The 25,629-nt window shown below is 37.4% G+C and carries 23 protein-coding genes; 1 reads left to right on the plus strand and 22 read right to left on the minus strand.

What is annotated here, in order from left to right:
• From FFM61_RS03925 to FFM61_RS03950, 6 genes are all read right to left on the minus strand, one after another.
• Nucleotides 1-2,307: a glycosyl hydrolase family 65 domain-containing protein gene (locus tag FFM61_RS03925; RefSeq protein ID WP_074427393.1), complete on the minus strand. Its 2,307-nt coding sequence runs from the start codon at nt 2,305-2,307 to the stop codon at nt 1-3.
• 24 nt (nt 2,308-2,331) lie between these two features.
• Entirely contained in the window at nt 2,332-3,846 is a 1,515-nt protein-coding gene (locus FFM61_RS03930) for a PTS transporter subunit EIIC (protein WP_074427392.1), read from the minus strand.
• A gap of 17 nt (nt 3,847-3,863) precedes the next feature.
• Nucleotides 3,864-4,352, minus strand: a complete 489-nt coding sequence (locus FFM61_RS03935; RefSeq protein ID WP_074427391.1) for a PTS sugar transporter subunit IIA — start codon at nt 4,350-4,352, stop codon at nt 3,864-3,866.
• 17 nt (nt 4,353-4,369) lie between these two features.
• Complete coding sequence (gene treR / locus FFM61_RS03940; protein ID WP_074427390.1) at nt 4,370-5,077, minus strand: trehalose operon repressor; 708 nt, start codon at nt 5,075-5,077, stop codon at nt 4,370-4,372.
• A gap of 309 nt (nt 5,078-5,386) precedes the next feature.
• On the minus strand, nt 5,387-6,370 hold the full coding sequence (locus FFM61_RS03945) for a LacI family DNA-binding transcriptional regulator (protein ID WP_074427389.1): 984 nt from the start codon (nt 6,368-6,370) through the stop codon (nt 5,387-5,389).
• A gap of 60 nt (nt 6,371-6,430) precedes the next feature.
• Nucleotides 6,431-7,903 carry a sucrose-6-phosphate hydrolase gene (locus FFM61_RS03950; protein WP_074427388.1) on the minus strand — a complete coding sequence of 491 codons (1,473 nt, stop codon included), beginning with the start codon at nt 7,901-7,903 and terminating at the stop codon, nt 6,431-6,433.
• Nucleotides 7,904-8,139: 236 nt separating this feature from the next.
• Between FFM61_RS03950 and FFM61_RS03955 the strand changes: the two genes are divergently transcribed.
• Entirely contained in the window at nt 8,140-10,056 is a 1,917-nt protein-coding gene (locus FFM61_RS03955; RefSeq protein WP_074427387.1) for a sucrose-specific PTS transporter subunit IIBC, read from the plus strand.
• A 75-nt stretch (nt 10,057-10,131) separates the two neighbouring features.
• Here FFM61_RS03955 and FFM61_RS03960 read toward each other — a convergent pair whose 3' ends face one another.
• The 16 genes from FFM61_RS03960 to FFM61_RS04035 form a co-directional block, all read right to left on the minus strand.
• Nucleotides 10,132-11,148: a zinc-dependent alcohol dehydrogenase family protein gene (locus FFM61_RS03960; RefSeq protein WP_074427386.1), complete on the minus strand. Its 1,017-nt coding sequence runs from the start codon at nt 11,146-11,148 to the stop codon at nt 10,132-10,134.
• 132 nt (nt 11,149-11,280) lie between these two features.
• Nucleotides 11,281-12,084, minus strand: a complete 804-nt coding sequence (gene map, locus FFM61_RS03965; protein WP_074427385.1) for a type I methionyl aminopeptidase — start codon at nt 12,082-12,084, stop codon at nt 11,281-11,283.
• Nucleotides 12,085-12,102: 18 nt separating this feature from the next.
• The gene (locus FFM61_RS03970) at nt 12,103-12,738 is read right to left on the minus strand and encodes an NAD-dependent epimerase/dehydratase family protein (RefSeq protein WP_074427384.1); all 636 of its coding nucleotides are present in this window, start codon (nt 12,736-12,738) and stop codon (nt 12,103-12,105) included.
• A gap of 5 nt (nt 12,739-12,743) precedes the next feature.
• Entirely contained in the window at nt 12,744-12,938 is a 195-nt protein-coding gene (locus FFM61_RS09245) for a diguanylate cyclase domain-containing protein (protein WP_083194471.1), read from the minus strand.
• A 335-nt stretch (nt 12,939-13,273) separates the two neighbouring features.
• Nucleotides 13,274-14,902 (minus strand): peptide ABC transporter substrate-binding protein, encoded by a 1,629-nt coding sequence (locus tag FFM61_RS03980; RefSeq protein ID WP_074427383.1) that lies wholly within the window; start codon nt 14,900-14,902, stop codon nt 13,274-13,276.
• Nucleotides 14,903-15,073: 171 nt separating this feature from the next.
• Complete coding sequence (locus FFM61_RS03985) at nt 15,074-15,871, minus strand: alpha/beta fold hydrolase (RefSeq protein ID WP_074427382.1); 798 nt, start codon at nt 15,869-15,871, stop codon at nt 15,074-15,076.
• 34 nt (nt 15,872-15,905) lie between these two features.
• Nucleotides 15,906-17,312 (minus strand): dihydrolipoyl dehydrogenase, encoded by a 1,407-nt coding sequence (gene lpdA / locus FFM61_RS03990; RefSeq protein ID WP_074427381.1) that lies wholly within the window; start codon nt 17,310-17,312, stop codon nt 15,906-15,908.
• A gap of 2 nt (nt 17,313-17,314) precedes the next feature.
• Nucleotides 17,315-18,607, minus strand: a complete 1,293-nt coding sequence (locus FFM61_RS03995) for a 2-oxo acid dehydrogenase subunit E2 (protein WP_074427380.1) — start codon at nt 18,605-18,607, stop codon at nt 17,315-17,317.
• A complete protein-coding gene (locus tag FFM61_RS04000) occupies nt 18,600-19,580 on the minus strand; it encodes an alpha-ketoacid dehydrogenase subunit beta (RefSeq protein WP_074427379.1) in 981 nt (326 codons plus the stop codon). The genes FFM61_RS03995 and FFM61_RS04000 overlap by 8 nt, the downstream gene beginning before the upstream one ends.
• Before the next feature lie 2 nt (nt 19,581-19,582).
• Nucleotides 19,583-20,719, minus strand: coding sequence for a thiamine pyrophosphate-dependent dehydrogenase E1 component subunit alpha (locus FFM61_RS04005; RefSeq protein WP_074427378.1), 1,137 nt, complete (start codon nt 20,717-20,719; stop codon nt 19,583-19,585).
• Between the two features lie 15 nt (nt 20,720-20,734).
• Nucleotides 20,735-21,733 (minus strand): lipoate--protein ligase, encoded by a 999-nt coding sequence (gene lplA, locus FFM61_RS04010; protein WP_074427377.1) that lies wholly within the window; start codon nt 21,731-21,733, stop codon nt 20,735-20,737.
• A 247-nt stretch (nt 21,734-21,980) separates the two neighbouring features.
• Entirely contained in the window at nt 21,981-23,024 is a 1,044-nt protein-coding gene (locus FFM61_RS04015) for a SepM family pheromone-processing serine protease (protein WP_074427376.1), read from the minus strand.
• Nucleotides 23,025-23,026: 2 nt separating this feature from the next.
• Nucleotides 23,027-23,503 (minus strand): pantetheine-phosphate adenylyltransferase, encoded by a 477-nt coding sequence (gene coaD / locus FFM61_RS04020; protein ID WP_074427375.1) that lies wholly within the window; start codon nt 23,501-23,503, stop codon nt 23,027-23,029.
• A gap of 4 nt (nt 23,504-23,507) precedes the next feature.
• The gene (rsmD, locus tag FFM61_RS04025; protein ID WP_074427374.1) at nt 23,508-24,062 is read right to left on the minus strand and encodes a 16S rRNA (guanine(966)-N(2))-methyltransferase RsmD; all 555 of its coding nucleotides are present in this window, start codon (nt 24,060-24,062) and stop codon (nt 23,508-23,510) included.
• A complete protein-coding gene (locus tag FFM61_RS04030; RefSeq protein WP_074427373.1) occupies nt 24,062-24,373 on the minus strand; it encodes a YlbG family protein in 312 nt (103 codons plus the stop codon). Before FFM61_RS04030 ends, rsmD begins: the two co-directional genes overlap by 1 nt.
• 3 nt (nt 24,374-24,376) lie before the next feature.
• Nucleotides 24,377-25,594 (minus strand): FtsW/RodA/SpoVE family cell cycle protein, encoded by a 1,218-nt coding sequence (locus FFM61_RS04035; RefSeq protein ID WP_074427372.1) that lies wholly within the window; start codon nt 25,592-25,594, stop codon nt 24,377-24,379.
• Nucleotides 25,595-25,629 lie beyond the last annotated feature (35 nt).

The raw sequence follows: 25,629 nt of genomic DNA on the forward strand, positions 1-25,629 counted from the left end.
CTAAACCTCCTCAATTACCTTAGCTTCGTTTGCAACCAAGGGAACACCTTGGTTATATACCGTTACGTCAATATCATGATCCGCTGACACGGTTACCTTACCTGGCACAATATCAATTGCTATTAAAGTTCCTTGGAAACGCTGCTTAAATGATAAATGACGCCAACTAGCTGGTAAACTAGGATTAATAACAACGGCACCGTCACGTAGGTTAACACCACCAAATTCATTTTGAATAACCGCTAATGTTTCACCCATTACACCGATGTGAATACCTTCTGCTGTTGTACCACCCTGAATATCATAGTAATCTGACCCAATTGCTGTCGTTAAGAATTCTAATGCTTCTTGCTTATTATCAAGCGTTATATCAATCCCTGCAAAAACAGGTCGTGAGGTTGTTGAACCGTGAACAGTTCTAGCAAGATAGTAATCCTTATTCACTTGCAACCAATTTTCTGGTACCGAATAGCCTAATTGTTCAATTAACTGCAACATATGTTGATGACCTAGATTATAAATCGTCATTAACAAATCTGTCTGCTTAGCAACCTGATAATCATCGGGTGACAATCCTTCCGCTTTCATCAAACGATCAATTCGATGAATATCGGTATACTTAGAGCGATAAGCATCAAAATCAACTGGCTTCAAATCAAAGTAACCTGCATATTGTGCAATAACACCATCATCATTAATCTCCAAAGCTAGCTTATTTGCAACGTCTTTCGCTTTCGCTAATAATGATTGATCAATATCTGGTAGTTGTTGATTAGCACCTAATTCTTGTAACCAGTTCAAAGCCCAAGTTAACATTAAGTTAGTATAAGCGTTATCTTTAATGCCACCAGTCTCTGCATTAGGATAGGCCTCATGGAATTCATCAGGTCCCATCACCCCTGCGATATGATAGCGATTATCTTCTTCTAACTGTGCTTTATTCAACCAGAATTTTGAAGTTTCAACAACAACATCTAAACCACCTTCACGTAAGATGCTGTCATCACCAGTCATTTGCACGTAAACCCAAAGATTATAAACGACGGCTAATGATACGTGGCGTTGCAATCGAGAATTATCAGCATCCCATTCATTATTCACCGTATTTAAGTGAATAATCTGTGCTTGCTCATCCCCAGTCATACCAGATTGCCAAGGATACATCGCACCAACTTCACCCTCTGATTGTGCATTTAACTGCGCCCCATGCAAGCGTGTTAGTCGATACTTCAAGATATCCTTAGCTGCCGCTGGCTCATTAGCAGCTAAATAAGGGACAACGGAAATTTCATCCCAGAAAATATGACCTCGATAGCCCTCACCTGTTAATCCTCGCGAACCAACAGAAGCATCCAAATATTGATTAGCATTGTGTTGTGCCGATTGATGCATATGGAAAATGTTCATACGAATCATACGTTGCAAATCTGCATCATCGCTATCTAACACGATGTCGTTATCTTGCCATACATTTTGCCAATACTTTTTTACATCTGCTTTAATATCAGCAAATTTATCCGTCAATTGTTGTGACACAACTTCGACCGGATTCTCTTCTTCATAACTAGTTGCAACACCAATAATACGATCAATATTTATGACACTAGTTGGTGTTAATTTAAATTGCGCTTGTGTCACAATTTGATTATCTGCCTGTGTTGATACAAAATCCGCATCATCACTAGTTGTTTTTGCACCGACTGCTAAAATAATTTTTGATTGTTTTGTCTGTGCAGTTAACACACCGTCCGTCATATCAATAACATCGAACTCACGCGATTCAAAATCACGGTAACGCTTAACATTTTTATTTTCAATAGTACCGTCAATAACGGCTTGCACTGTCACATCAGCATTAAAATCTCCTGAAATTGAAATATTAAGTGCTAATTGATGCATCTTATATGGATTAACAACTTTTTGAGTTTCTAAAATCAAATCACCTTTAGCAGTTGGTAACGTGAATTTTTCTGACAACAGACCAGTGTCAAAGTGTAAGATTGATTCACGTGCTGTTGGTTCAAATGAGACCAATTCATCATCGACAAATAAATTAATCAATTGCGGATTAGGCAAATTAACAAGATCCTCATTAACCACATCACGCCCTGCTACCGGCGTTGTTGTTTGATTAAATATTCCAGCGACATATAAACCTGGATAATGATCGTCACTATAAGATGTCATTACTGGCGCACCACGCCAACCAAGATAACCATTTCCTAAAGTTAATAATGATTCTTCGCCGTATGACCTAACACCATCTGTTAAATTATCATAAACTAATTGCCAATTATTTTGACTCATCTATAACTCCTTTATTTGAATTAATTATTGAACTGCGTCCTTGAACACATTCTTTTGTTCAGCTTCCTTCGCTGCTTGTACATCAGAATCCTTGAATCCCCAGAAGTAAACAGCAACGAATGAGACAACCGTTGTTACAACACCTGCAATAACGAAATACCAAATATTGTTAGGGTCTGTCTTTGAAAAGAATGACGGGAAGCCAATCCATGAACCTGTAAATCCAAACATATCAACCTTAAACAATCCAGCAATCAAACCACCGACAGCACCACCAATATTTGCCATCCAGAACACACGACCGTACTTCAAATTAATACCATACATAGCTGGTTCAGTAACACCAGCAAATCCAGATAGTGCACCAGCTAATGCCAAACTCTTAATATTTGTAATCTTTGACTTAGCCCAAACTGCCAAAGCCCCCGCACCTTGTGCAATCATTGTGAAGTTAATCAAACCATTCAATACTGAGTGACCTGTTTGTGCAATATCATTAGAAATAAGCGGCACAACCATCCAATGTAGACCGAAGATAACTAGCACTTGATAAAGACCACCAATCAACAAACCAGCAATGGCTTGGTTTAATGTTACAATCCAATTAATAAATACTGCCAATCCTGATGAAATCAAAGTAATAACTGGTCCCACAACGACCAAGACAACCATTGAAACAATGAATAATGTAAATAATGGTTGGAAAATTGAACGAAGACTTAGTGGCAAAACCTTTTTAAACCAGTTTCCGACTGGTCTAGCCAACCAAGCAGCAAAGATAATTGGGAAAATTGAATATGTGTAAGATGGAATGTGAATTGGTAGCCCCAAGAAAGTTGCATTCATCGTTACACCCAAAAATTCAGTGAAATTCTTTGAAGTCTGAGCTCCTAAATCAACCATCGTTGGATGCACTAACACACCTGCAATTGCTGCCACAATAATTGGATCCGACTTCAACTGCTTAGCAGCAGTATAACCAACTAAAATCGGCAAGAAGTAGAAGGTTGAATCACCCATTGTATTAATAATTTGGTATGTGGTTGATGATTCATCAATCCAACCCAAATTAAAGGTAAATAACGTCAAAAATCCTTTTAAGATACCAGAAGCGGCCAATAAACCAATGACCGGCATCATTGAACCAGTAATGGTACCAATTAGTAACTGGAAGCCATACTTAATTGTGCCAAAAAATCCTTTAGGTTTATTAGAACCGCCTGTGGCACCACCGGTTGCTTCAACCGCTGCTTCAGTTGCTTCTGCATCAACAACATCATCACCCAATTGGTCGATAACTTTGTCGTACACATCTTCAACAGCCTGGCCAATAACAACTTGGTATTGACCCAATTGTGAGTTGTAAACTGCACCTGCAACCCCATCTAAATCTGAAATTGCTGCTGAATCCGCTTTCTTCTCATCTTTTAAATAAAAACGTAAACGTGTGATACAGTGAATCACTTTATCAACATTCTCTTTACCACCAACGTTTGTGATAATATCCTTTGCTAATGCATCATAATCTTGTTTTGCCATGAGTATTTCCTCCTCAATTAATTGATGGCAATTGCTTGACCAACTTGTTCACCCGCCGTAACTGAACCAACATTTGTCGTCAAGTTATCTAGCTTATCTGCTGAGTTAGTAATTAATACCATTGTCGTCTTAGGTAACTGGGCCGTTTCAATACTCTGCCAATCAACTACTGACAAGGTATCACCACCTGAAACAATGTCCCCCACTTTTACTTGTGGTGCAAATGGTGCACCATTTAATGACACCGTATCAATACCGATATGAACTAAAATTTCTAGTCCATCAACACGCTTAATACCAACTGCGTGTCCTTGCTGTAATGTCACCTCACCAGCTACTGGCGATAGAACGTCACCTCCGTTTGGTTCGACTGCAAATCCATCGCCCATCATCTTACCGGCGAAAACAGGATCAGAAACATTTTCTAAATTAATTAGTTCACCTGTTACCGGTGCGTATAAATTCGTGTCATTTTCAGCAACTTTTTTCTTTCCAAATCCAAACATGAATAATCTCCATCTCGTTAAATCTTACGTCGTCTTGCAAACTCAACACTTGTAAAGCGGTCAGCACGATGGCGTGATTCCGTATATGACAAAATACGATTATCAGCTAATCGCGTTTCACTACGAATAACAACCATGGCCATTTTTTCATCAACGTGTAAAAGCTGACGATCACGTGCATTACTTTTCTCAACAGTCATTCGCTTAATCGCATAGTCGATTTGTAATCCTAGTTGATTTTCAAAATAATCAAACAATGACTTCTGCGCTGCTTCATGTGGTACCGTTGCGACCGTTTCTTGATTGACGTAATCATAATCTAAAACAGTTGCTTCACCGTCTACTCGTCGACGTCTTTCTACTAAACTTGCCAACATTGAAGAATCAGACAAAGTTAATTTTTCAGGAACCGCAACATTTGGCTCAATACTAATGACATCATTGCTGGCATTTAAATTAGCTTGTGATACCATTTCACGATAACTTTCAAGCGTCGAAACGGGAAACACAAAATGTTTACGATCCAAAACAACAGATCCCTTACCGGGTAACCTTTGTACATAACCATCACTTGCTAGAGCTTTCACTGCTTTCCTAACAGTTTCACGTGATACTTGATAACGAAGCACCAGCTTACCGTCGCTTGGCAGCAAATCACCTGGCAAATAAACTTGATTATGCAAATCCTTCAATAAATCTTGATAGATTCTTTGATATTTCTCCATTTGCTTCCCCCTTTCAACATATTCATTCTATCTAACTATGAAATCGTTTTCAACGTTGACATATCAACGATTTTAAAACTGGACTAGTCAGGTTGCGCAAAGCCTTGATTTACGTTGATTTTCCGGGCTAGTCAGGTTTTTTCATCGATTGTATTCGCTTCCACAATAAATTAACATAATTTGCTAATTACATCTGACTAGCTTTTTAGAAATGCAATAAAATTATGCTAAAGCATAAACAAAAAGTGTCGAAACAAAGCTTTTCGTCTTTGTTTCGACACCCTTAATTAACTTAACTATTTAAAATTTTTAAATTGTTGTCCCACGATACAACGAGATTGGTAAAACAAAATCTTCCTCATCAATCAGTTGCTCATCATTATCGATTCTATGCATTAACATCTTGACTAACATCATGACAATATCATCTAACGGTTGCACAATTGTCGTTAAATCTGGGAAATACGTTCTTATGAAATCTGTCCCATCGTAACCAATAACTTTTAGCGACTCGGGCACCTTTATTTTAAGCATTGCTGCGACCTGTAATACTAAAATAGCTGTTAAATCGTCTGCACATACAATACCGTCGGCTTGTCCTTTTTCTAATAAACGCCGAATAGAAGCTTGTTTAATCATTGGTGTTTCATCAAAATAGATTGGATGTACATGACTACCTAGTCCTAACGCCTCTATTTGTTGGCGATATCCTTGTAAACGTTTATCAGTTGGATTTCCCTTTTGGTTAGGGTTTCCCATAAAGTAAATATGACGCGCACCAGCATCGTACAAGGTTTGTGTCGCTAAAACACCACCTTGTAGATTATCACTACTAATTGTTGGTATTTTGTCAGCATAACGCCTATCAAAAGAAATAATTGGTAAATTAGTATTTTGATATTCATCAATACCTAGATTATGGGCACCTGTAATAATACCATCAACTTGATTAGCTAATAGCATTCTCAAATAATCGCGTTCCTTTTTAACATCATCCGCTGAATTACAAAGAATAACTTTATAACCTTGAAGAAATAAACTTTTTTCAAGCTTTTCAATTAACTCTGAAAAAAACGGATTTGTGATACCAGGGAAAATCAAACCAATAATACGTGTCTTCTTCCCTTTTAATGATCGTGCCAATGAATTTGGTTGATAGTGTAACTTTTCCATCGCGTCAAAGACATTCTGTTTCGTTTGTGCACTTAAATAACCATGATTATTAATCACTCGTGAGACAGTGGTTGGTGATACACCCGCTTCTTTAGCAACATCTGATAATTTTGGTTTCACAATAGCACATCCTTTTTGAACAAATAACTTTTATTTATTCATTGTACCAAAAAATAACCATTACATATCGTTAAGAGCAAAATATTGGCCTGTATAATTCATTAGTTTTTCATCTGAAAATGCAATTTTTGTATGCGACTCATCCGCAAAATAGCGTAAAGTCAAAACCTTTTGACCATCATTAACAAAAATTTCACACACAGAATGATCAACAAAAATATCCAGCATTAAAGGCGCATTAGGGTCTAATCTAATTTGACGCTGCTCACCAAATTCAACACCAAATTTTTCACCGACGTTTGACCGATCAACAGTTAATTTGCCATCTATTGTATTAAATTTTAATTGTAATGCATGTTCTGTGGTGCCATCACTTGCCAAAAGTAAATCACCAGTTTGATTTGCCCCTAACGTTAGCTGTAGCTCATATTGTTGACCAGCTTTTTCAATCAATATGCGCTGCTTTTGAGGTAATTTTTGTTCATAATCCCGTAATTTTGACATTGCAGCAACGGGTTGTTGATAAAGTTGACCGTCAATAATTTTTAACTGTTTGACCATACTTAAACAATGAGCCCAGTTTTCTTTATCCGTTGGATATGCAATTTCTGGCAACCCAATCCAACTAATTAGGTACGCATTCCCATCCGGCGCATTAAATGCTTGACTGGCATAGACATCAAATCCTTCATCCAACTGCACCATCTCACCATTTTCTGCTTCAAAATAATTCTGTTCAAAATCAAAATGATCAGCAATTGCGTAAACGTTCGGATAAATGTTAGTCGTTTTTAATTCATCTTGTGGTAACCCTTGCGGACAAAAAATTAATACTTTTTTGCCATCAACATCAACTAAATTGGGACATTCAACCATGAAGCCCAAGTCATGTAAATTGTGTTTAACATATCCTAAATCATGCCAATTTTTTAAATCATTTGACTGAAAAAGTGCTATTTCACCCTTTAGTGTTTTCTTATCCTGTGCGCCAATTAACGCATAATACTCGTGATTAATTTTTAATAATTGTGGGTCGCGAAAATGATCAGTAACATAAGTTGGTTGCTTAATTAATGGTTCCGTTAATTTTGTTATGTGATTATCTTTGTCCATCCATGCACCGTTTTGAAAACTTTCTCGTTGCCAATCTTGTGTACGAACATTTCCGGTATACATTAAGAATAATTGATTATCGATTACCTGGGCTGAACCCGAGTAGGCACCATGTGAATCGTAACGACCGCCAGCTGGTAATGCTATGCTTAAATTCTGCCAATGCACCAAATCATTAGATACACAATGCACCCATGACTTTAACCCATGAACTGGTCCAAAGGGAAACGCCTGATAAAACACATGCCATTGACCATCAAAAAATGAAAATCCATTTGGATCATTTAATAAACCAGATTTAGGACTAATATGAAATTTTGGTTTGTATTGTGACGTAGCGGCTTGTTTTTCCAAACTATCAATTAAAGTCGTTGAATAGCTTGAATAATGCCGATAACGTTGCTCTCTCGTCCATGCCATAATAAGGCTCTCCTTTTCGTGACAGTGAGTTATTTATAGTAAAATCTTTCACTTATAAAATAAGTTAAATAAAATAAAATGTCAATCGTTTGACACAATTAGTATCCATTAAAATATAGGGTTAAATAAATTTTATTAAATTTAATGTCAATCGTTTGACATACATAAAAAATGCGGTATCCTTAGTATGTAGCAATGAGAGAAAACGCTTTCAAACATCCAAAAGGAGTAGAAAAATGGATCATAAAAAAGTTGCTAATGAAATTGTTGATGCCGTTGGTAAAGACAATTTTGCTGCCGCTGCACACTGTGCAACACGTTTACGTTTAGTTATTAAAGACGAGGGAAAAATTAAACAAGACGCATTAGATAATAATGATGATGTTAAAGGAACATTTAAAACAAATGGTCAATATCAAATCATTATAGGTCCTGGTGACGTTAACAATGTTTACGATGAACTAATCAAGATTGCTAACGTATCTCCCGTTTCAACTGAAGAATTAAAAGATTTGGCTCAAGATAACAAAAAGTTTAATCCTATTATGGCCTTTATTAAGCTATTATCTGATATCTTTGTACCAATCATTCCAGCTCTTGTTGCTGGTGGTCTATTAATGGCTTTGAATAATTTCTTAACTTCTGAGGGATTGTTTGGACCAAAAGCCTTAGTTGAGACACTACCTGCTATTAAAGGCCTATCAGCTATGATTCAGTTGATGTCCGCTGCCCCATTCATTTTCATGCCAATATTGGTTGGAATTTCTGCAGCTAAACGTTTTGGTGCTAACCAATACTTAGGTGCTGCTCTAGCAATGATCATGGTATCCCCTGATTTAATTGCAAATCATAATTGGGATATTTTTGGTTTAGCAGTCTCACAAAATAATTATTATTATCAAGTTATTCCAGTATTAGCTGCTGTTTATATTTTGTCAGTTATTGAAAAATTCTTACATAAAAAGTTACCATCAGCTGTTGATTTTACTTTTACACCACTGATTTCATTAATGGTAACAGGCTTTTTAACTTTCGTAGTTGTCGGTCCTGTCATGCGTCTACTTTCAGACGGTATTACTGATGGGATTGTATTCATCTATGGCGCACTTGGTTTTGTCGGTACCGGTATCTTTGGTTTACTATATTCACCAATTGTCTTAACTGGGTTACATCAAAGTTTCCCTGCTATTGAAACACAATTAATTAGTGCCTTTACTCAAAACCATACTGGTTACGGTGATTTTATCTTCGTTGTTGCCTCAATGGCTAACGTTGCTCAAGGTGCTGCAACATTTGGTATTTTCGCACTAACAAAGAATAAAAAGATGAAGGGTTTGTCTTCTTCTGCAACAGTATCTGCCCTACTAGGGATTACAGAGCCCGCACTATTCGGTGTTAATTTAAAGTATAAGTTCCCATTCTTCTGTGCCTTAATTGGTTCAGGTGTCGCTGCCGCACTAGCTGGTTTTATGCACGTCATTGCTGTTTCACTAGGATCAGCTGGTTTCTTAGGTTTCCTATCAATTAATGCAACATCAATTCCAGCTTATTTGCTATGTGAGGTTGTTTCTTTTGCAGTCGCATTCTCATTGACTTACTTATATGGCAAGAAGAATAGTGCTAAAATGGCTGCTATCGATGGCGGTGGTGCCCCTGTTGCAAACGATGATGTCACATCAGCTCCAGTTATTACTGACACTGACGAAATTGTGATGGCCCCTGTTTCAGGTGTCGCTACTGATCTTAATGAAGTTAATGATGATGTCTTTTCTTCTAAATTAATGGGCGAAGGTGGTGCAATTGTACCCACTGACAACAATATTTATGCACCAATTGCAGGTACATTAACTGTCGTTTATGAAACAAAACATGCTTATGGTATTAAGGGGGACGATGGGATTGAAGTTCTAATCCACTTAGGAATCGATACCGTTAATTTAAAGGGCGAATTTTTTGAAACGAACGTAACACAAGGTCAACATGTCAACGTTGGCGATCAATTAGGTAGTTTTGATATCAACAGGGTTGCAGCAGCTGCCTATGACACAACGGTTATTACAGCCGTAACAAATACAGCCAACTTCAACAACGTTGCACGTCTAGGTAACGGTGACATTCAACATGGTGATCAGTTCGTTATTGTGACACCTTAAAAAATTTGGATATAACAAAAAGATCAATGATTTGTTAATCATTGATCTTTTTTTAACTACATTAATTTAAAAAGTTTAGGCTTCTTCACCGTTCACTTTGACAACGGCTTTTGAAACAACGCCCAACTTACCATTCACAAAATCATCGACTGTTTTATAGTCAAGTTCATGTGACATTAATGGTTCAACATTTAATTTACCTGATGAAAGCAATGCTAGTGAGTCTTCAAAACTATTTGGATTAATAAATGATCCTTGAATAGTTAATTGCTTTTGGAAAATATCATAAGTATTCATCTCAAACTTAGCGTCTGGTCCACCAACACCAAACATTAATACTTGCGCGCCACGTTCAGCGGCTGCAATAGCCTCTTCTTGCGTTTGTGGCATACCAACTGCTTCAACGACAACATCATATTCTTCTGCTGGTACAATATCACCCTTACTAGTATTAAAGACATTCTTAGCACCAAATTGTTCTTTATTCATAGTCAATTTCTCGTCAACGATACCGGCTAGATCAACTTGATGAATACCGTAAGCTTGCAATAATTGTACAAATAATTCACCCATAAAACCGTCGCCAATTACCAAAGCCTTTTGATAAGGAGATACCTTCAATAACTTAATACCATGGACAGCACATGAAATTGGTTCAACAACTGAAGCCGATTTCAACGATACATTATCTGGAATTTGATAAACAACTGATGCTGGTGCAGTGAAATAATCAGCGAAGCCTCCATCACGCGTTACGCCAACGGCTGACAAATTCTCACATAATTCTGGACGTCCAGTGCGGCAAAACTTGCATTGACCACAATAAATATTAGGGTCAACAGTGACACGATCACCGACTTTTACATTTGTTACAGCATCCCCCACTTCAGCCACAACACCTGAATTTTCATGTCCCAATATAATTGGTGGTACTGCATCTGTTGAACCCGGTAGTCCAGCATATAGGGCGTGATCTGTACCACAAATACCGGCAAATGCGGTATGAATCAAGACCTCATCAGGTAAAACGTTTGGTCGGTCAATATCTTTAACCTCTAATTTTTTAATATCTGTCAAAACAAGAGCTTCCATAATAAATTCTCCTTTGTATATAAGTATCCCTCACTATATTGTAAACGCTTACTCAAATAATAACAAACCTTTTTATCGAAAATTTTTTGAACAAAAAAAGACTGGCAGATGTCTGCCAGTCTATTAAAAATATTAATCTTGCCACAAATATTTAGCATCCATCACTGGATCTTGTGAAGTCAAAATTTTTGGCCCGTCGTTCGTTATTGCTAACGTATGCTCGTACTGTACCGATAAACTACCATCACCAGAAACATAGTATTCCCAGCCAGTTTCAGGAACAATTTCCGTTTTAATCTCCCAATCACCGCCAGCATTTACCATTGGTTCAATCGTAATAACCATACCAGCCTTTAGACGTAGTCCCTTGTGTGGCACTCCATAATGAAAGACATTAGGCTCTTCGTGCATTGTCGGTCCAATGCCATGACCGATCAAATCACGAACATCACCCATATGATTTTCATTTTCAACATAATCTTGAATAGCAAAACCAATATCACCTAAACGATTACCAACTTGGGCTTGATCTATTCCTAAATACAATGCCTTAAGTGTAACATCCATTAAATGGTCAATCTCTGGTGTACTTTCACCAACAACATATGTCCAAGCTGAATCACTCTCATAACCATGCCAGTTAACACAAAAGTCAACTGTTACAATGTCATGATTTTTTAGCTTCAAACCCTTACGTGGGGTTGCATGAGCAACTTCATTATTGATACTAATGCATGTTGCATATTTATAACCCTCAAATCCTTTTTCTGAAGGTGTTGCATCATGATCCAAAATATACTGGTTGACAATTTCTTCAATCTCCCAAGTATCCATACCAACATGAATCTTATCGCGCAATGCTAAGTGTGCACCAGCCAGAATAGCACCTGATTTTGCCATACCTGAAATTTCTCGCTTAGATTTTAAAGTAATCATTTACTCTCCTTTATCAGCCTACTTGATTTTTTGTGTTAACTCACTCGGCTTATTTTGTATTATTTTTAATAATTCCAAATTAAATACCCGCCGTTTAATAGGTCGGTACTTTTTTAGAAAATGCATGTGCAATATATTAATTGCAAAGCTGAGTAAAATTCCCGGAACATAATTAAACAATCGCTGCCGATCATAAACCATTCCCGGATAAACCACAACAAATTGATTATCTAACTTTTTAGTACCATAATCAATCACTTCTTTTTTGGCTGCTAGATAATTACGTAAAAACCATGGTGCTGCATTTGCACCAATAAAGATAAATTTAACGGATTTTTCAACTGTCGCAACTTCATCAATCACTTGTTTGGCCGGTTGCACGCTATTTTTATAGTAATTTGTATTTTTCCGCTTACTAGGCAAGAAAATGCCCACGCAATCTATTACAACATCTGATGATGAGATTACTTGTTGCCACTCACCAGACTTATTAAAATCAACTGCCATATAGGTAACAGGTCTAACCAAATGCTCTTTGTTTTTATCCCCAGAACGGGACATACTGATTAAATCATAACTAGAACTGTTTTTTATAATTGTTGCTAAAATACCCTGTCCAAGGTAACCGGTACCACCCATCACTGTTATCTTCATAATTTTTACTTCCAATCAACATTTTTTGAGCTAATATTAGTGCCTTCATAGTTTATCAAATTTTTACCACTTTTTTTAGCTTGATATAAATACATATCTGCACGCTTATACAAGGCTAATTCCTCAGTATCATCCACATCATGTTGGGTAACACCAATTGATAAAGTTACTTTGATCGATTCATCATTTGCATTTGTAATTTTTGCCGTTCAATATCGTAAATTGTGATACCAATTATTCATTAATACTAACACTTTTTAGCTAACCAGAGTAATAATTTAAATGTATTTTACGTCATTTACTATATTAAGATTTTTCGTCTCATATTTTAAAAATTATTACAATAACGACAGTTAAAGAGGTTATACAGTAAAAATTTACTGTATTGCTTCTTTCATATAATTTATTTGATTAAAAATACCTTTTCTCACACATATCATGTGTACAAATAAAAATGCCATATATTTTAATTTTAATCAAAATACATGATAACTTTATATGAGTCTACTTTTTACGCTTATTTAATTTTTAATAATTAATGCTTAACTGCATACTTGAAATTGAATGGTGCCCCTGTTGGATTAGCAATCACACCATTAACCTTAGGGTTCAACAATGATGCCGTTGAACGATAGTATAGCGGTGCCACACCGGCTTCCTTTTCTAATATTTGTTCAGCCTTCTTAAAGTCGTCATATTGGGCCTTCTTGTTATTAGCATTTTTACCTTCAGCATTTTCTAACGTCGCATCATAGTCTGCATTTTGCCACTTACCATAATTATATGATGCATCCGACTTATACAAATCTAAGAATGACGAAGCATCTGGATAATCAGCTAACCAACCAAAGTTCAACATTTGGAAATCACCATCTGTACTCAACTTCAAACGTTGCTTCTTTGGCACTGTTTTAATTGAAACATCCATGCCCTTTAAGTTTTGTTCTAATTGTTCTTGTAAGAATTGCGCCACGCGCTTTGATGTATCATCATCATCAGTTAATAACTGTACAGATAAATCAGACTTACCCTCTTCTTTCAATCCTTCTTTGAATAAGTTTGCAGCCTTTTTCTTATCAAACTTGATTGCACCCTTTACTTCAGCATCGGCTGCAAAATCCTTGTTATTATTTGGATTCTTTACTAAGCCCTTGGGTGTATAAGTTGTTGCCGGAATAGCTGAACCCGTAACAATTTTATCAGATAATGTTTTCCGATTAATTGCATAAGAAATCGCTTGACGAATCTTTGTATTTTTAAATTCCGGTACTTTTTCTTGATTCATTTGCAAAGCTTGTGTTGCACCAGTTTTAATTTCTTTGTATCCTGATTTATTTTTTGAGGCTTTCACTTGATCAGGAGAAAGTGGCGTGAAATCTAATTTCTTACCTTGATACAAATTATAACCAGTGTTTTGATCCTTAATAGTTTGAACAGCAATCTTCTTTGTTTTAACTTTTTTTGCATCAAAGTACTTATCGTTCTTCACGTATGAGTACTTATTGTTTGATCCGGACCATCCTTTTAACTTATAAGGACCTGCTGATAAATAAGTTTTGGCAGAGGTTCCATATTTATTGCCCTGTTCTTTCACAAATTTTTCATTCTGTGGGAAGAAAACTGGCATTGTAATTTCTTGTAAGAAATATGAAGAAGGTGACTCTAACGTTACATTTAATGTATGATCATCAACTGCTTCAATTCCCAAATCTGTTGGTTGTTTATCACCATCTTGAATCGCTGGTGCATTTTTTACACTATCCATCAAGTAAGCGTATTCTGACGCAGTTTTAGGATCAATTGAACGTTGCCACCCATACACAAAATCTTTAGCTGTTAATGCATCCCCATTTTCCCACTTCAAACCTGAACGTAAATGGAAAGTATAAGTTAACCCATCTGACGATTTTTCATAACTTTTAGCTGCTTCATTTTCTAATTTATTGCCTTTACCAAATTGAACCAATGGTAGCCCTGTTGCACCAATCGCATCAGCTGATACAGTATCCGTTGATTTTGCTGGATCCATGGTTGGTAATGCTGCCACCTCCGACCAATTAATTGTCTTACTAGTTGCTGCTGAGGCAGAAATTGCAGGTAACGCAACACTACCAATCATTGTAACTGATGCCGCTAATACCGTAATTTTTCCAATATTTCTCATAATTGTCACCTTCTACATCCTATCCGTTAATTGTTTCATTATATTACCATATATCGCTCATTTAGTCTAATCGTTTTTTAATTTTAATTTCATAAAACAAAAAGGCCAAAGCGTGTACTTTGACCTATTTTATGGTATTAAGTTATAAAACAAATGTTATAACAGTATTTATTACTGATTTTTTGCAATAAACTCAATAACAATACGATTAAATTCATTGTAAAATTCTAAGTGTGGGATGTGACCCGAACCCTCAAAAATGTGAACAGCTGAATTTTTAACTTGTTGTAAATCACGACCAGCTTGCGCATGACCTACTGGATATAAAGGTGACTCTGAACCAGCTAAAAACAAATGTGGTATACGTTCATTTGCAACAACATCTCGCCAGTCCTGAACAATCCCATCAACCATTAATGGCCGATTTTTTTTAAAATTAAACGGCACGTAACCCGCTGAAACTTGTTGTTTCAATTCTTTATCGATGGTTTGGCGAACTAACTTCGTTTTGGGAAAATCATCAGCAATCTGACTAATCTCTTTAAACGAAGAATCTGCAACGCCATACTGCCAACCATCTTCATTTAACATTTTAGGCGTCTGATCTTCAGTTACCAAAGCTTTAACATGCTGATCACCAAATAAAGAAATATACTGACTAGCAACCATTGCTCCCATTGAGTGACCAACTAAGCTAAAATCTTCAACATGTAGATATACCAACAGATTGTGTAAATCCATCGCTAACCGTGAAATGCGTAAACCTTTGTCCGTTTGCTCACTTTGACCATGATTACGATATTCAAAACGTAAAATACGAAAACCAGCTTGTTTAAAATCATCAACTTGTGCCGTCCAGGTCGTAATCATACTTGTATACCCACCTAACAGTACAACTACCGGTTGATCGTAATTACCATCAAATTGGTAATGTAATCGCACACCGTCATTTGTTTTAAAGAAAGACATTGCTTACCCACCTCAATTTAGTTATTTCTATCTATTATACATGAATACCCAAACCATCCGCTACTTCGGCCGCATCCATAATTGCTTCACCCAAAGTTGGATGTGGATGGATAGTCAAAGAAATATCTTCTGAAGTTAAGCCATTCTCAATTGCCAATGAAAGCTCAGAAATCAAATCTGAAGCTGATGGACCTACAATTTGAGCACCTAACATAGCACTACTCTCTTTATCCGTAATCAAGCGAATAAAACCAACACCTGCATCCATCGCCAAGGCACGTCCATTAGCTGCAAATGGGAACTTGCTAATCTTAGCATTCAAGCCCTTTTCTTTAACAGAATCTGGCGTTTCCCCTGTAGTAGCAAGTTCATACTGTGTATACGCAACAGCTGGTAACGAGTAGTGCAAATCACGTGCATTCGCAGCGCCACTAATAGCTGCTGCTGCCACCTTACCTTCAAAACTTGCTTTGTGAGCCAAGGCTGGACCGGCAACAATGTCACCAATTGCGTAAATGTGCGATACACTCGTCTTCATTTGATCATTTACTTCAATCAAACCATGATCACCAACTTTAATATCAGTGTTATTTAATCCAAGTGTATCAGAATTAGCTTTACGTCCAACTGATACCAAAAGATAATCACCAGTAACCGTCTGTTCCTTACCATCAACCTCATAAGTCAATGTGACTTCTTTATCTGTTTGAGTCGCACCTTTAGCCATTGCTGACGTGATGATTTCACCACCGTGTTGCTTGAAGTCATTCAACACTGGTTTTGTCATTTCTTTATCAAAACCATTCAATGTGTGATCAAGACCTTCAACAATTGTGACCTTTGATCCTAAGTTGGCATATGCACCACCTAATTCAGAACCAATAACACCACCACCGACAACAATTAGACGCTCAGGTACTTCTGGCAAGCTCAAGACACCAGTCGAATCAACAATACGACCACCAAACTTCAAGCTTGGAATCTCAACAGGTCGCGAACCAGCGGCCACAATTGCGTTTTCAAAACGCAACAATTGGTGACCATCTTCTTGCACAACGTTTAAAGTCTCATTATCAGTAAATGTTGCTTCACCTTTAATTACTTGCACATGGTGCTTCTTCAAAAGCATCGCAACACCGCCCGTAAGTTGCTCAACAACCTTGTGTTGCTTCCAATCTTGTGCCTTTGCCCAATCTAATTTACCAGTTAGCGATAGACCAAACGGATTTTCTTCTTGTGATTCACGATAATGATGACCGACATTAATCAATGCCTTTGATGGGATACATCCAATGTTCAAACATACACCACCAATATTATCACGCTCAATAATGGTAACATCTTGGCCTAATTCAGCTGCTCGAATTGCGGCAACATAACCACCAGGGCCTGAACCAATAATTACTGTACCAACATCTGTTGCTTCTGCACCAACAACCATTTTTATACCTCCATCAACATGAAGCTAGGATCAGCCAACAATTTCTTAAAGTAGTTCATTGATTGTTGACCCAACATACCGTCAATCAAACGGTGATCATAGCTTAGTGATAACTTCATATTCTGTCCAACAGCCAATTCGCCATTTTCATCAACGATTGGTTCCTTAAGAATTGATCCAAGACCTAGGATAGCTGATTCCTTACCATTAATAATTGGCGTGAACCATGTTCCACGAGCTGAACCTAAGTTAGAGATAGTAATTGTTGCACCTTGCATTTGTGCTGGCTTGATTGTACCTTCACGAACGGCAGTTGCTAAGTCTGCAATTTCAGTTGCAATCGCCATAATTGACTTGCTCTCGGCATGTGCAATAACTGGTACATACAAACCTGATGGTGCGTTAACGGCAACACCAACATTTACAGTATCATGATAAATAACTTCATTGCTATCCATATCAATTGATGCATTAAGCTCTGGGAACTTCTTACCCATTGCTGCCAATGCCTTAACTGCATATGCTAAGTATGTTAACTTAACACCCTGTTCCTTAGCAGATTCCTTGAATTGTGAACGGTGTGCAACCAACTTTGAAACTTCAATACTATCAAAGTTTGTAACTGTTGGAATCGTGACGTTTTGGACTGACATCGCCTTAGCGATTGCCTTACGGACACCACTCATTGGTTGACGACCAGACTTCATCTCAGCTGGTTCTACCTTTGGCGCTGGAGCAGCTGGTGCGACTGGTGCTTCAGGCTTTGGTGCAACTGGTGCTGGTTCTTCAACACCCAATTGTGAACCAGTAAAGCCAACAACATCGTTCATTGTAATATGACCATGGCGACCAGTAGCAGGTACTTGGTTCAAATCAATTTGATTTTCAAATGCGTAATGACGTACCGATGGCATTGCCAAAATTTGTCCGTTAGTTGCCACAACATTACCTGCAGATGCTGGTTCTACCGGAGCCTCTGGCGCCGGCGCTGGTTCAGCTGGCTTTTCTTCTTCCTTAGCAGCAGGTGCTGACTCGCCACCAGCTGTACTACCAGAACCATCCCCATCAAACTCAATCAAAGGATCGCCAACCTCAACAGTTGTATCTGGTTCAACAAACAACTTAGTTACTTTCCCAGCATAGGGTGACAAAATCTCTTGTACTAACTTATCATTTTGTACCTCAGCAACGGAATCATCAACAGCTACTGTATCACCAACTTTGACTAACCAATTAGTAATATCACCTTCGGCCATTCCTTCACCAATATCCGGCATCTTAAAAATCTCAGTCATAGTTTACAACCTCCTTGGCCTTAGCAACAACATCATCGGCCTTAACCATCCAATCATTTTCAGCTTGCGCAAACGGATAAACTGTATCCGGTGCTGCGACACGACCAATCGGTGCCTTCAAACTTAGAATAAAACGTTCTGAAATTTCAGACATAACTGTTGACGCAACACCAGCCATACGTTGTGCTTCTTGCACAACCACAACACGACCAGTCTTTTTAACTGATTCACCAATTGTTTCAATATCAATTGGTGAAACCGTACGTAAGTCGATTACTTCAGTCTCAATACCGTCTTTAGCCAATTCATCAGCAGCCTTTAATGACAAAGGTACCGCACCACCATAAGAAATAATGGTTACGTCCGATCCTTCTCGAACAATAGCTGCTTTATCTAATGGTGTTGTGTAATAGCCATCAGCAACTTCACCCTTCATAGAACGGTAAAGATGCAAGTTTTCCAAGAAAACAACGGGATCGTTTGATTCAATTGAGCTTAATAGCAATCCCTTTGCATCAGCAGGGTTGGCAGGCATAACAACACGTAGGCCAGGAACTTGTGCAACAAGCCCTTCCAAATTGTCGGCATGCATTTCTGGTGTCTTGGTTCCACCACCATAAGGTGAACGAACGACTATCGGCATATTACGTGTCCCATTAAAACGATAACGAGCACGTGACATCTGGCCAGCAATTGAATCCATCACCTCAAATAAGAACCCAAAGAATTGAATTTCCATAATTGGACGGTATCCTGTTGTTGCTAATCCAATTGCTAATCCACCAATTCCTGATTCTGCTAATGGTGTATTGAAGACACGATCTTCACTATACTTTGCTTGCAATCCATCGGTTGCACGGAACACACCACCATTTTCACCAACATCTTCACCAAAAATTAGGGTGTCTTCATCTTTTTCTAAAGCTAAATCTAAGGCATCCTGAATTGCTGCAATATATGTTTTATTAGCCATAATTACTTACCCTCGCTCTCGAAGTGCTCAATTTGTTCTTGCATAGCTTGTCCTGGAACTTCCAATGTGTTCTTTAAGAAGTCAGAAATCTTTTGCTTTTCAATATTATCGGCAATCTTAATTTGCTCATCAATATAACTATCTACTTCAGCAATGTAATCTTCTTCTTGCTTCTCGTCCCAAACATTCTTGTCTGTCATGAACTTACGCATCCGAATCAGTGGTTCCTTCTTCCACCATTCAGCAATGTCTTCCTTAGTACGGTAACGTAATGGATCATCACCAGCTGTTGAATGTGGTTCCAAACGATTAGTTAACGTCTCAATTAAGACCGGTCCATTACCTGCAATAGCCCATGCACGTGCTTCTTTAGAAGCTAAGTACATTGCCAAAGGATCATTACCATCAACAACTAGACTTGGGATTCCGGAACCCCAACCCTTAGCAGCCAAATGTGGTGCAGCTGTTTGTAATTCACGTGGCGTCGAAATGGCATAACCATTATTTTGAACAAAGAAAACAGCATTTGCCTTATAGGCTGAAGCAAAGTTAACACCCTCGTAGAAATCTCCTTGTGATGTTCCACCGTCTCCCGTATAAGCATAAGCGACAGCATCTTGCTTACGCTTCTTTAGTCCTAGAGCAACCCCTGCTGCTTCAACATATTGCGCACCAATAATAATTTGTGGCATCCATGAATTAACTGGTTCACCCTCTTCAGTCGTAAACTCATTACCCTTAGCATGGCCACGTGACCAAAGAATGGCCTTCCAAACTGGCCAACCTTTGTCAACAATTTCAGGAATATCACGGTATCCTGGGAACAACCAATCTTCCTTACCAAAGGCGTAAGCTGATGCCATTTGTGAAGCTTCTTGACCTGCAGTTGGTGCAAAGAAACCAAAACGTCCTTGCTTTGCTAATTTTGTTGAGCGAATATCTAGCTGACGACTAAACAACATCCGCTTCATAATTTCAACTAAATCTTCATCTGTTAATTCTGAACGCTTATAAGCTGCCTTATCCAATAATTTACCATCATTATCTAATAACTTTAATGTTGGGAAAAAATCATCTTGTGCTTGTAACTGTCCATCAAAATCTAAAACCTTCTTATTTGCATCTGCGATACTTGCCATGCGTGTAGCCCCTTTCTACTTATCACCGTCTCCAGTAAACAATACCGCTAACTCATTGTTAGTAATACCACCAAAATATTGACCATCTTTATTAGCATCTAAAACTTTCAAGATTGTATCTTGTGAGAAAGTTTGTCCAATAAATTCGTCCTTCATTTCACGCCAATCACGTACGCCCAAGAAATCCCCCGTAAAATCAATATCTTGAATTTTACCTTCCTTAACGTTTGCTTTAACGTCGACGCTACCCCCAGCATATTTTGCATGATTTACAAAATCAAAATCAGGACTATTACCGTAATTCCACTCCCACGTTGCAAACCTTTCGTTACGCCAACGTTTAATATCAGCGATCTGATCATCAGTTAGAATCATTTCCCCATCCTTACCTTGATTAGATAAGTAATAACGAAGTGCATCCATAAATCCTTCTAAAGTTTGGTTTTCTGGTGCATAATTTTTAATATTACCAACACGTGCGCGCACCGACTTGGCTGCTTTAGAAATAAACTTTTCATCAGCAACATTCAATGAACGAACCATTGCATCAACGTCAGTGTCCCACATCAACGTACCATGGTGCATTAAGTACCCACCAGCATACCGTTGGGCATTTCCTGACACCTTTTTACCATCCACTTCCAGGTCATTTCGACCTGTAATTTTAGCATCAATACCAATTGATTGTAGTGCATTATACATAGGCTCTACAAATTGCTTGAAGTTTACCTGACTACTACTTTCAACTGGTACGAAAAAAGTGAAACAAATGTTTCCTAAATCATGATATACAGCACCACCACCAGACATACGGCGGACAACCTGTATGTCCTCTTTATCCACATATTCCTGGTTCACTTCACCGAACGTATTTTGATTTTGTCCGACAATGACAGCCTTTTTATTCTGCCATAACGTAAAAACTGGTTCATTTGGCTTTAGGTTATAGAGTAACCAACTATCCATCGCAATATTCTGGTAGGCATCAGTGCCTAAATAGTTAATGTATCTCACGATTGTTCCCCCTTTTCTCAAAAGAAAGCGCTTACACGTTTTCTTTACGATTATTATAACACTTATATTTAAACAAGGAAAAAATCAGTGAGACATTAATTATTATATATTGCGTGATACGTTATCATTATTTAATTCTATAAATTAAATATTTTAAAATAAAAAAAGCGATACAAAAACATATTTTCTTATTTTTTGTATCGCTTCTTTTATTTATTTTTTTATGTTGCGCATATGAAACTATTTTTTAATTATCACGTAGGTATGTCAATGCATCATTAAATGTTTTAACTGGCACAATTTTCATATTTGGGGCATACTTCTTTGCTGTCTTAACAGCTTGTTGATAATTAGTCTGTCCGTCAAGCTCATATTTTAAATTTTGTTTTGTCGGTTTAATATATGGGGCAAAGAAAATTTTAGCACCGGCTTCATGTGCAACAATAACTTTCTTATCAATACCCCCAATTTCACCAACATGCCCCGCTTTATCAATTGTTCCGGTACCTGCTATTTTACGACCGTTTGCTAAATTTTCATTTGCCAAGCTATCATACATTTCTAATGCAAACATCAAGCCACCTGAAGGGCCCCCAATTTCGCCCATGTCTGCACTGATTTTACGTGGTGATGAGACTGCAACGGAATCTGTCAAACCAATTCCCATACCGGGTAATTTTTTAGTACCTTCAAGCGCAGCTGATTTACCTGTAGCTTGTTTAACTTGCTTTTTATGTTTATATGTAATCGTTAATTTAGTGCCGACTTTACGGGCACGAATATACTTTTGAAATCCTTGTGCAGAGTCGAATTTTTTTTGATCAACAGCAGTAACCGTATCGCCGACCTTCAAATATTTCTTGAAATTTGAAGTATCTTGTACTGACATAACATAAATACCGTTAAACGTCCGTTTATAAGGTACTTGAGCTGCTTTGTAGGCATTTACTTTAGCCTCATTAACAGCCGAATCCATATAAATACGATTAATTTCTTTACTCTCTGTAGCACTAGAACCACCATTAGCTTCACGGCTTGTCATCAACGACGTCGTTGGATTTAATGCTGCAATTATTGCGCCTATACCATTAACTTGCGATAAATAAACTGCCGTAATCATATATTGGCCATCAACTTTTGGCTTCTTACCATCGACTTTAATGTACGATTTCAAATCATCCGCCTCACCAGGTGTCTCCGAATACAAAGGCAACGGCACAAATAAGGCAACTAGAATGACGACTAGACTAACGACACCAATTATCTTTAAACGTTTCTTTGTTTTTGTCATAATTATTTACCTAACTTTTTATCGAACGTCCTTTTCACGTTCTGTGGAACATATGCGGAAATATCAGTTCCAGTACTAGCAATCTCTTTTAACAGTGAACTCGAGATAAACTGATGTTCTGGCTTTGCTAATAAAAAGATCGTTTCAACTGATGCCAAATCCATATTCATTTGCATGATATCACGCTCATACAAGTAGTCTTTTTCATTACGTAACCCACGTACTAAAACATCAGCATCAACATTATGCATAAAAGATACTGTTAAACCATGCATTTTCACAACACTAGCATTGGGTAGATCATGCGTGGCGTCTTTAATTAGGTTAATTTTTTCATCAGCATCAAATAAATAATTTTTACTCAAATTTGTGCCAACACCAATAATGACTTCATCAAACAATTTTGAAGCCCGCTCTACAATATCCAAATGACCCTTTGTTAATGGATCAAAACTTCCTGGAAATAATGCTTTAACCATCGCTTTACTCCTTTGTATAACGATAAACAGTAATAACCGTAATACCATAGTCTTTTTGCCTAATTAATTCAAATCCTGGTAAAACTTCTGGTAAATCAGCAAACTGGTCCGTTTCTGCAATTACTAAAGCATCTTCATTGATTAAATTTGCTGCTTGTAACCCTTCCAAATCCTTTAAAATGGTTTGTTTAGCATACGGCGGATCGAAGTATAAAATATCAAATGGTAAGCCACCTTTTAAGCGTTGAATTGCAGTCTCAGCTGTACTTTTAATGACTTTAAATTGTTCTGCATGTTTGGTAACTGCAATATTTTCTTTAATTGTTTTGATGGCTGCATACTGACGATCAACAAGTACTGCTTCTGAAATTCCCCGTGAGGCGCCTTCGATACTTAGTCCACCAGATCCTGCATATAAATCTAGGGAACGACCACCATCAAAATAAGGGCCTATTATATTAAACAAGGCTTCTTTTACTTTATCCGTTGTTGGTCGGGTAGCATTACCCGGCACGGCCTTCAACGGACGACCACCAAAATCACCACTTACAATTCGCATTATAATTCCTCTTCGTCTATTGGCTCGTCTGTTAATTCATTCGGATCAACGGTTAGTTCAAATGAATCTTCCTCACTACCTACTGTTGTATCAACTTCTGGCCAGTGAGAAATACTAACTGAATCAACAAATCCTAACCTTTCAATTAGTTTTGTTTTCGTTTCAATATCTTCTTCGTCCATATAAATTACTGCATATTTCATTTTTTCTGAAATATAATTAACTACCCCAAAACGCCGTAATTGACGCGCTTGCCGTACATTTTTTAAATAAACAATCACACTTCGTCTTGCCTGCATCACAAATGTCATTAGTTATTCCTTTCTAATTGTATAATTCATTGTCTCTGATTTAATTTGACCGACTATATTTAGTGCCACACCAAAAGTTATACCCCATGATAGTAGCGACGAACCTCCGTATGAAATCATAGGGAAAGTCACACCAGTAATTGGCAAGGCACCCACGACACCGCCTAAATTAATTAAAATTTGAACGACAATGTATGTTGCAATACCATACAACACAAGTCTTTGGTTCATATGACGCGCACGAATTCCCATCACAATTAAACGCCAAATAATCATGGCAAATACAATCAAAACAAGCCAGATGGTAATTGCACCTAATTCTTCACCCACAATGGCCATAATGAAGTCTGTATTGGGTTCTGGCAAATAACCTGTCTTTTGAATACTATTTCCTAAACCACGCCCAAATAAACCGCCATTACTAATGGCATAATAAGAATTAATTAATTGATGGCCTGCATCACCAGCTAACCAGGGATTAACATATGCATCAAATCGAGCCAATTGATACTGGAAAAATGGTAATTTCCCCAAAACTGGTAATAGAAATGGAATTGCTATATATAAACAAACCACTACTGACAAAAAGGTTAACAATGCTTTTTTTCTAACACCTGCCATTGTCATGACAATCGCCAATATCAGAATTAAAATAATTGCGCCCCCCATATCAGGCATTAATGTTGTTAGGATTATTCCGATAACCGGAATCATAACGTCTCGTAATTTTATATTCGGAAACCAGGCCTTATTTTTAGGTATTTTTCTAGCAAAACGATGAGCAATATACAAAATCATACTAATTTTAAAGTATTCAACAGGCTGAATTCCAAAAGATCCAATATAAATCCATCCTTTCGCACCAGAAGTAACTGGTCCTACTAGTAATGTAATACCCATTGTTATCAGAATAACAATATTTACAGCAAGAACTGCGCGATTAATAAATTTTGATTCCCATTTAATTTTAAAAATAAAAATAATCAATATTGCAGTTAAACTTAAAACGCCAAACAGAGCTTGCTTTTTTAAAAAGCTACTAGCAGATCCAGTAGCCATATTAGTACTTGCTGTGTATACCATAGCATCACCAAAAATCATGACTGCAACAATAGGGATAAGCAACCATAAATCTAAATAGCGAAACCTATTTTTTATTCGATTAATCAGGCTAATTTTATTTGCCCCATTTTTAGGCGCCTGTTCTTTTTTTGCTTCCATATCAATAAGCTCCTCTTTTATAAATAGCTTTTTCT

This window comes from Weissella hellenica, assembly GCF_005405545.1.
GTDB lineage: Bacteria > Bacillota > Bacilli > Lactobacillales > Lactobacillaceae > Weissella > Weissella hellenica.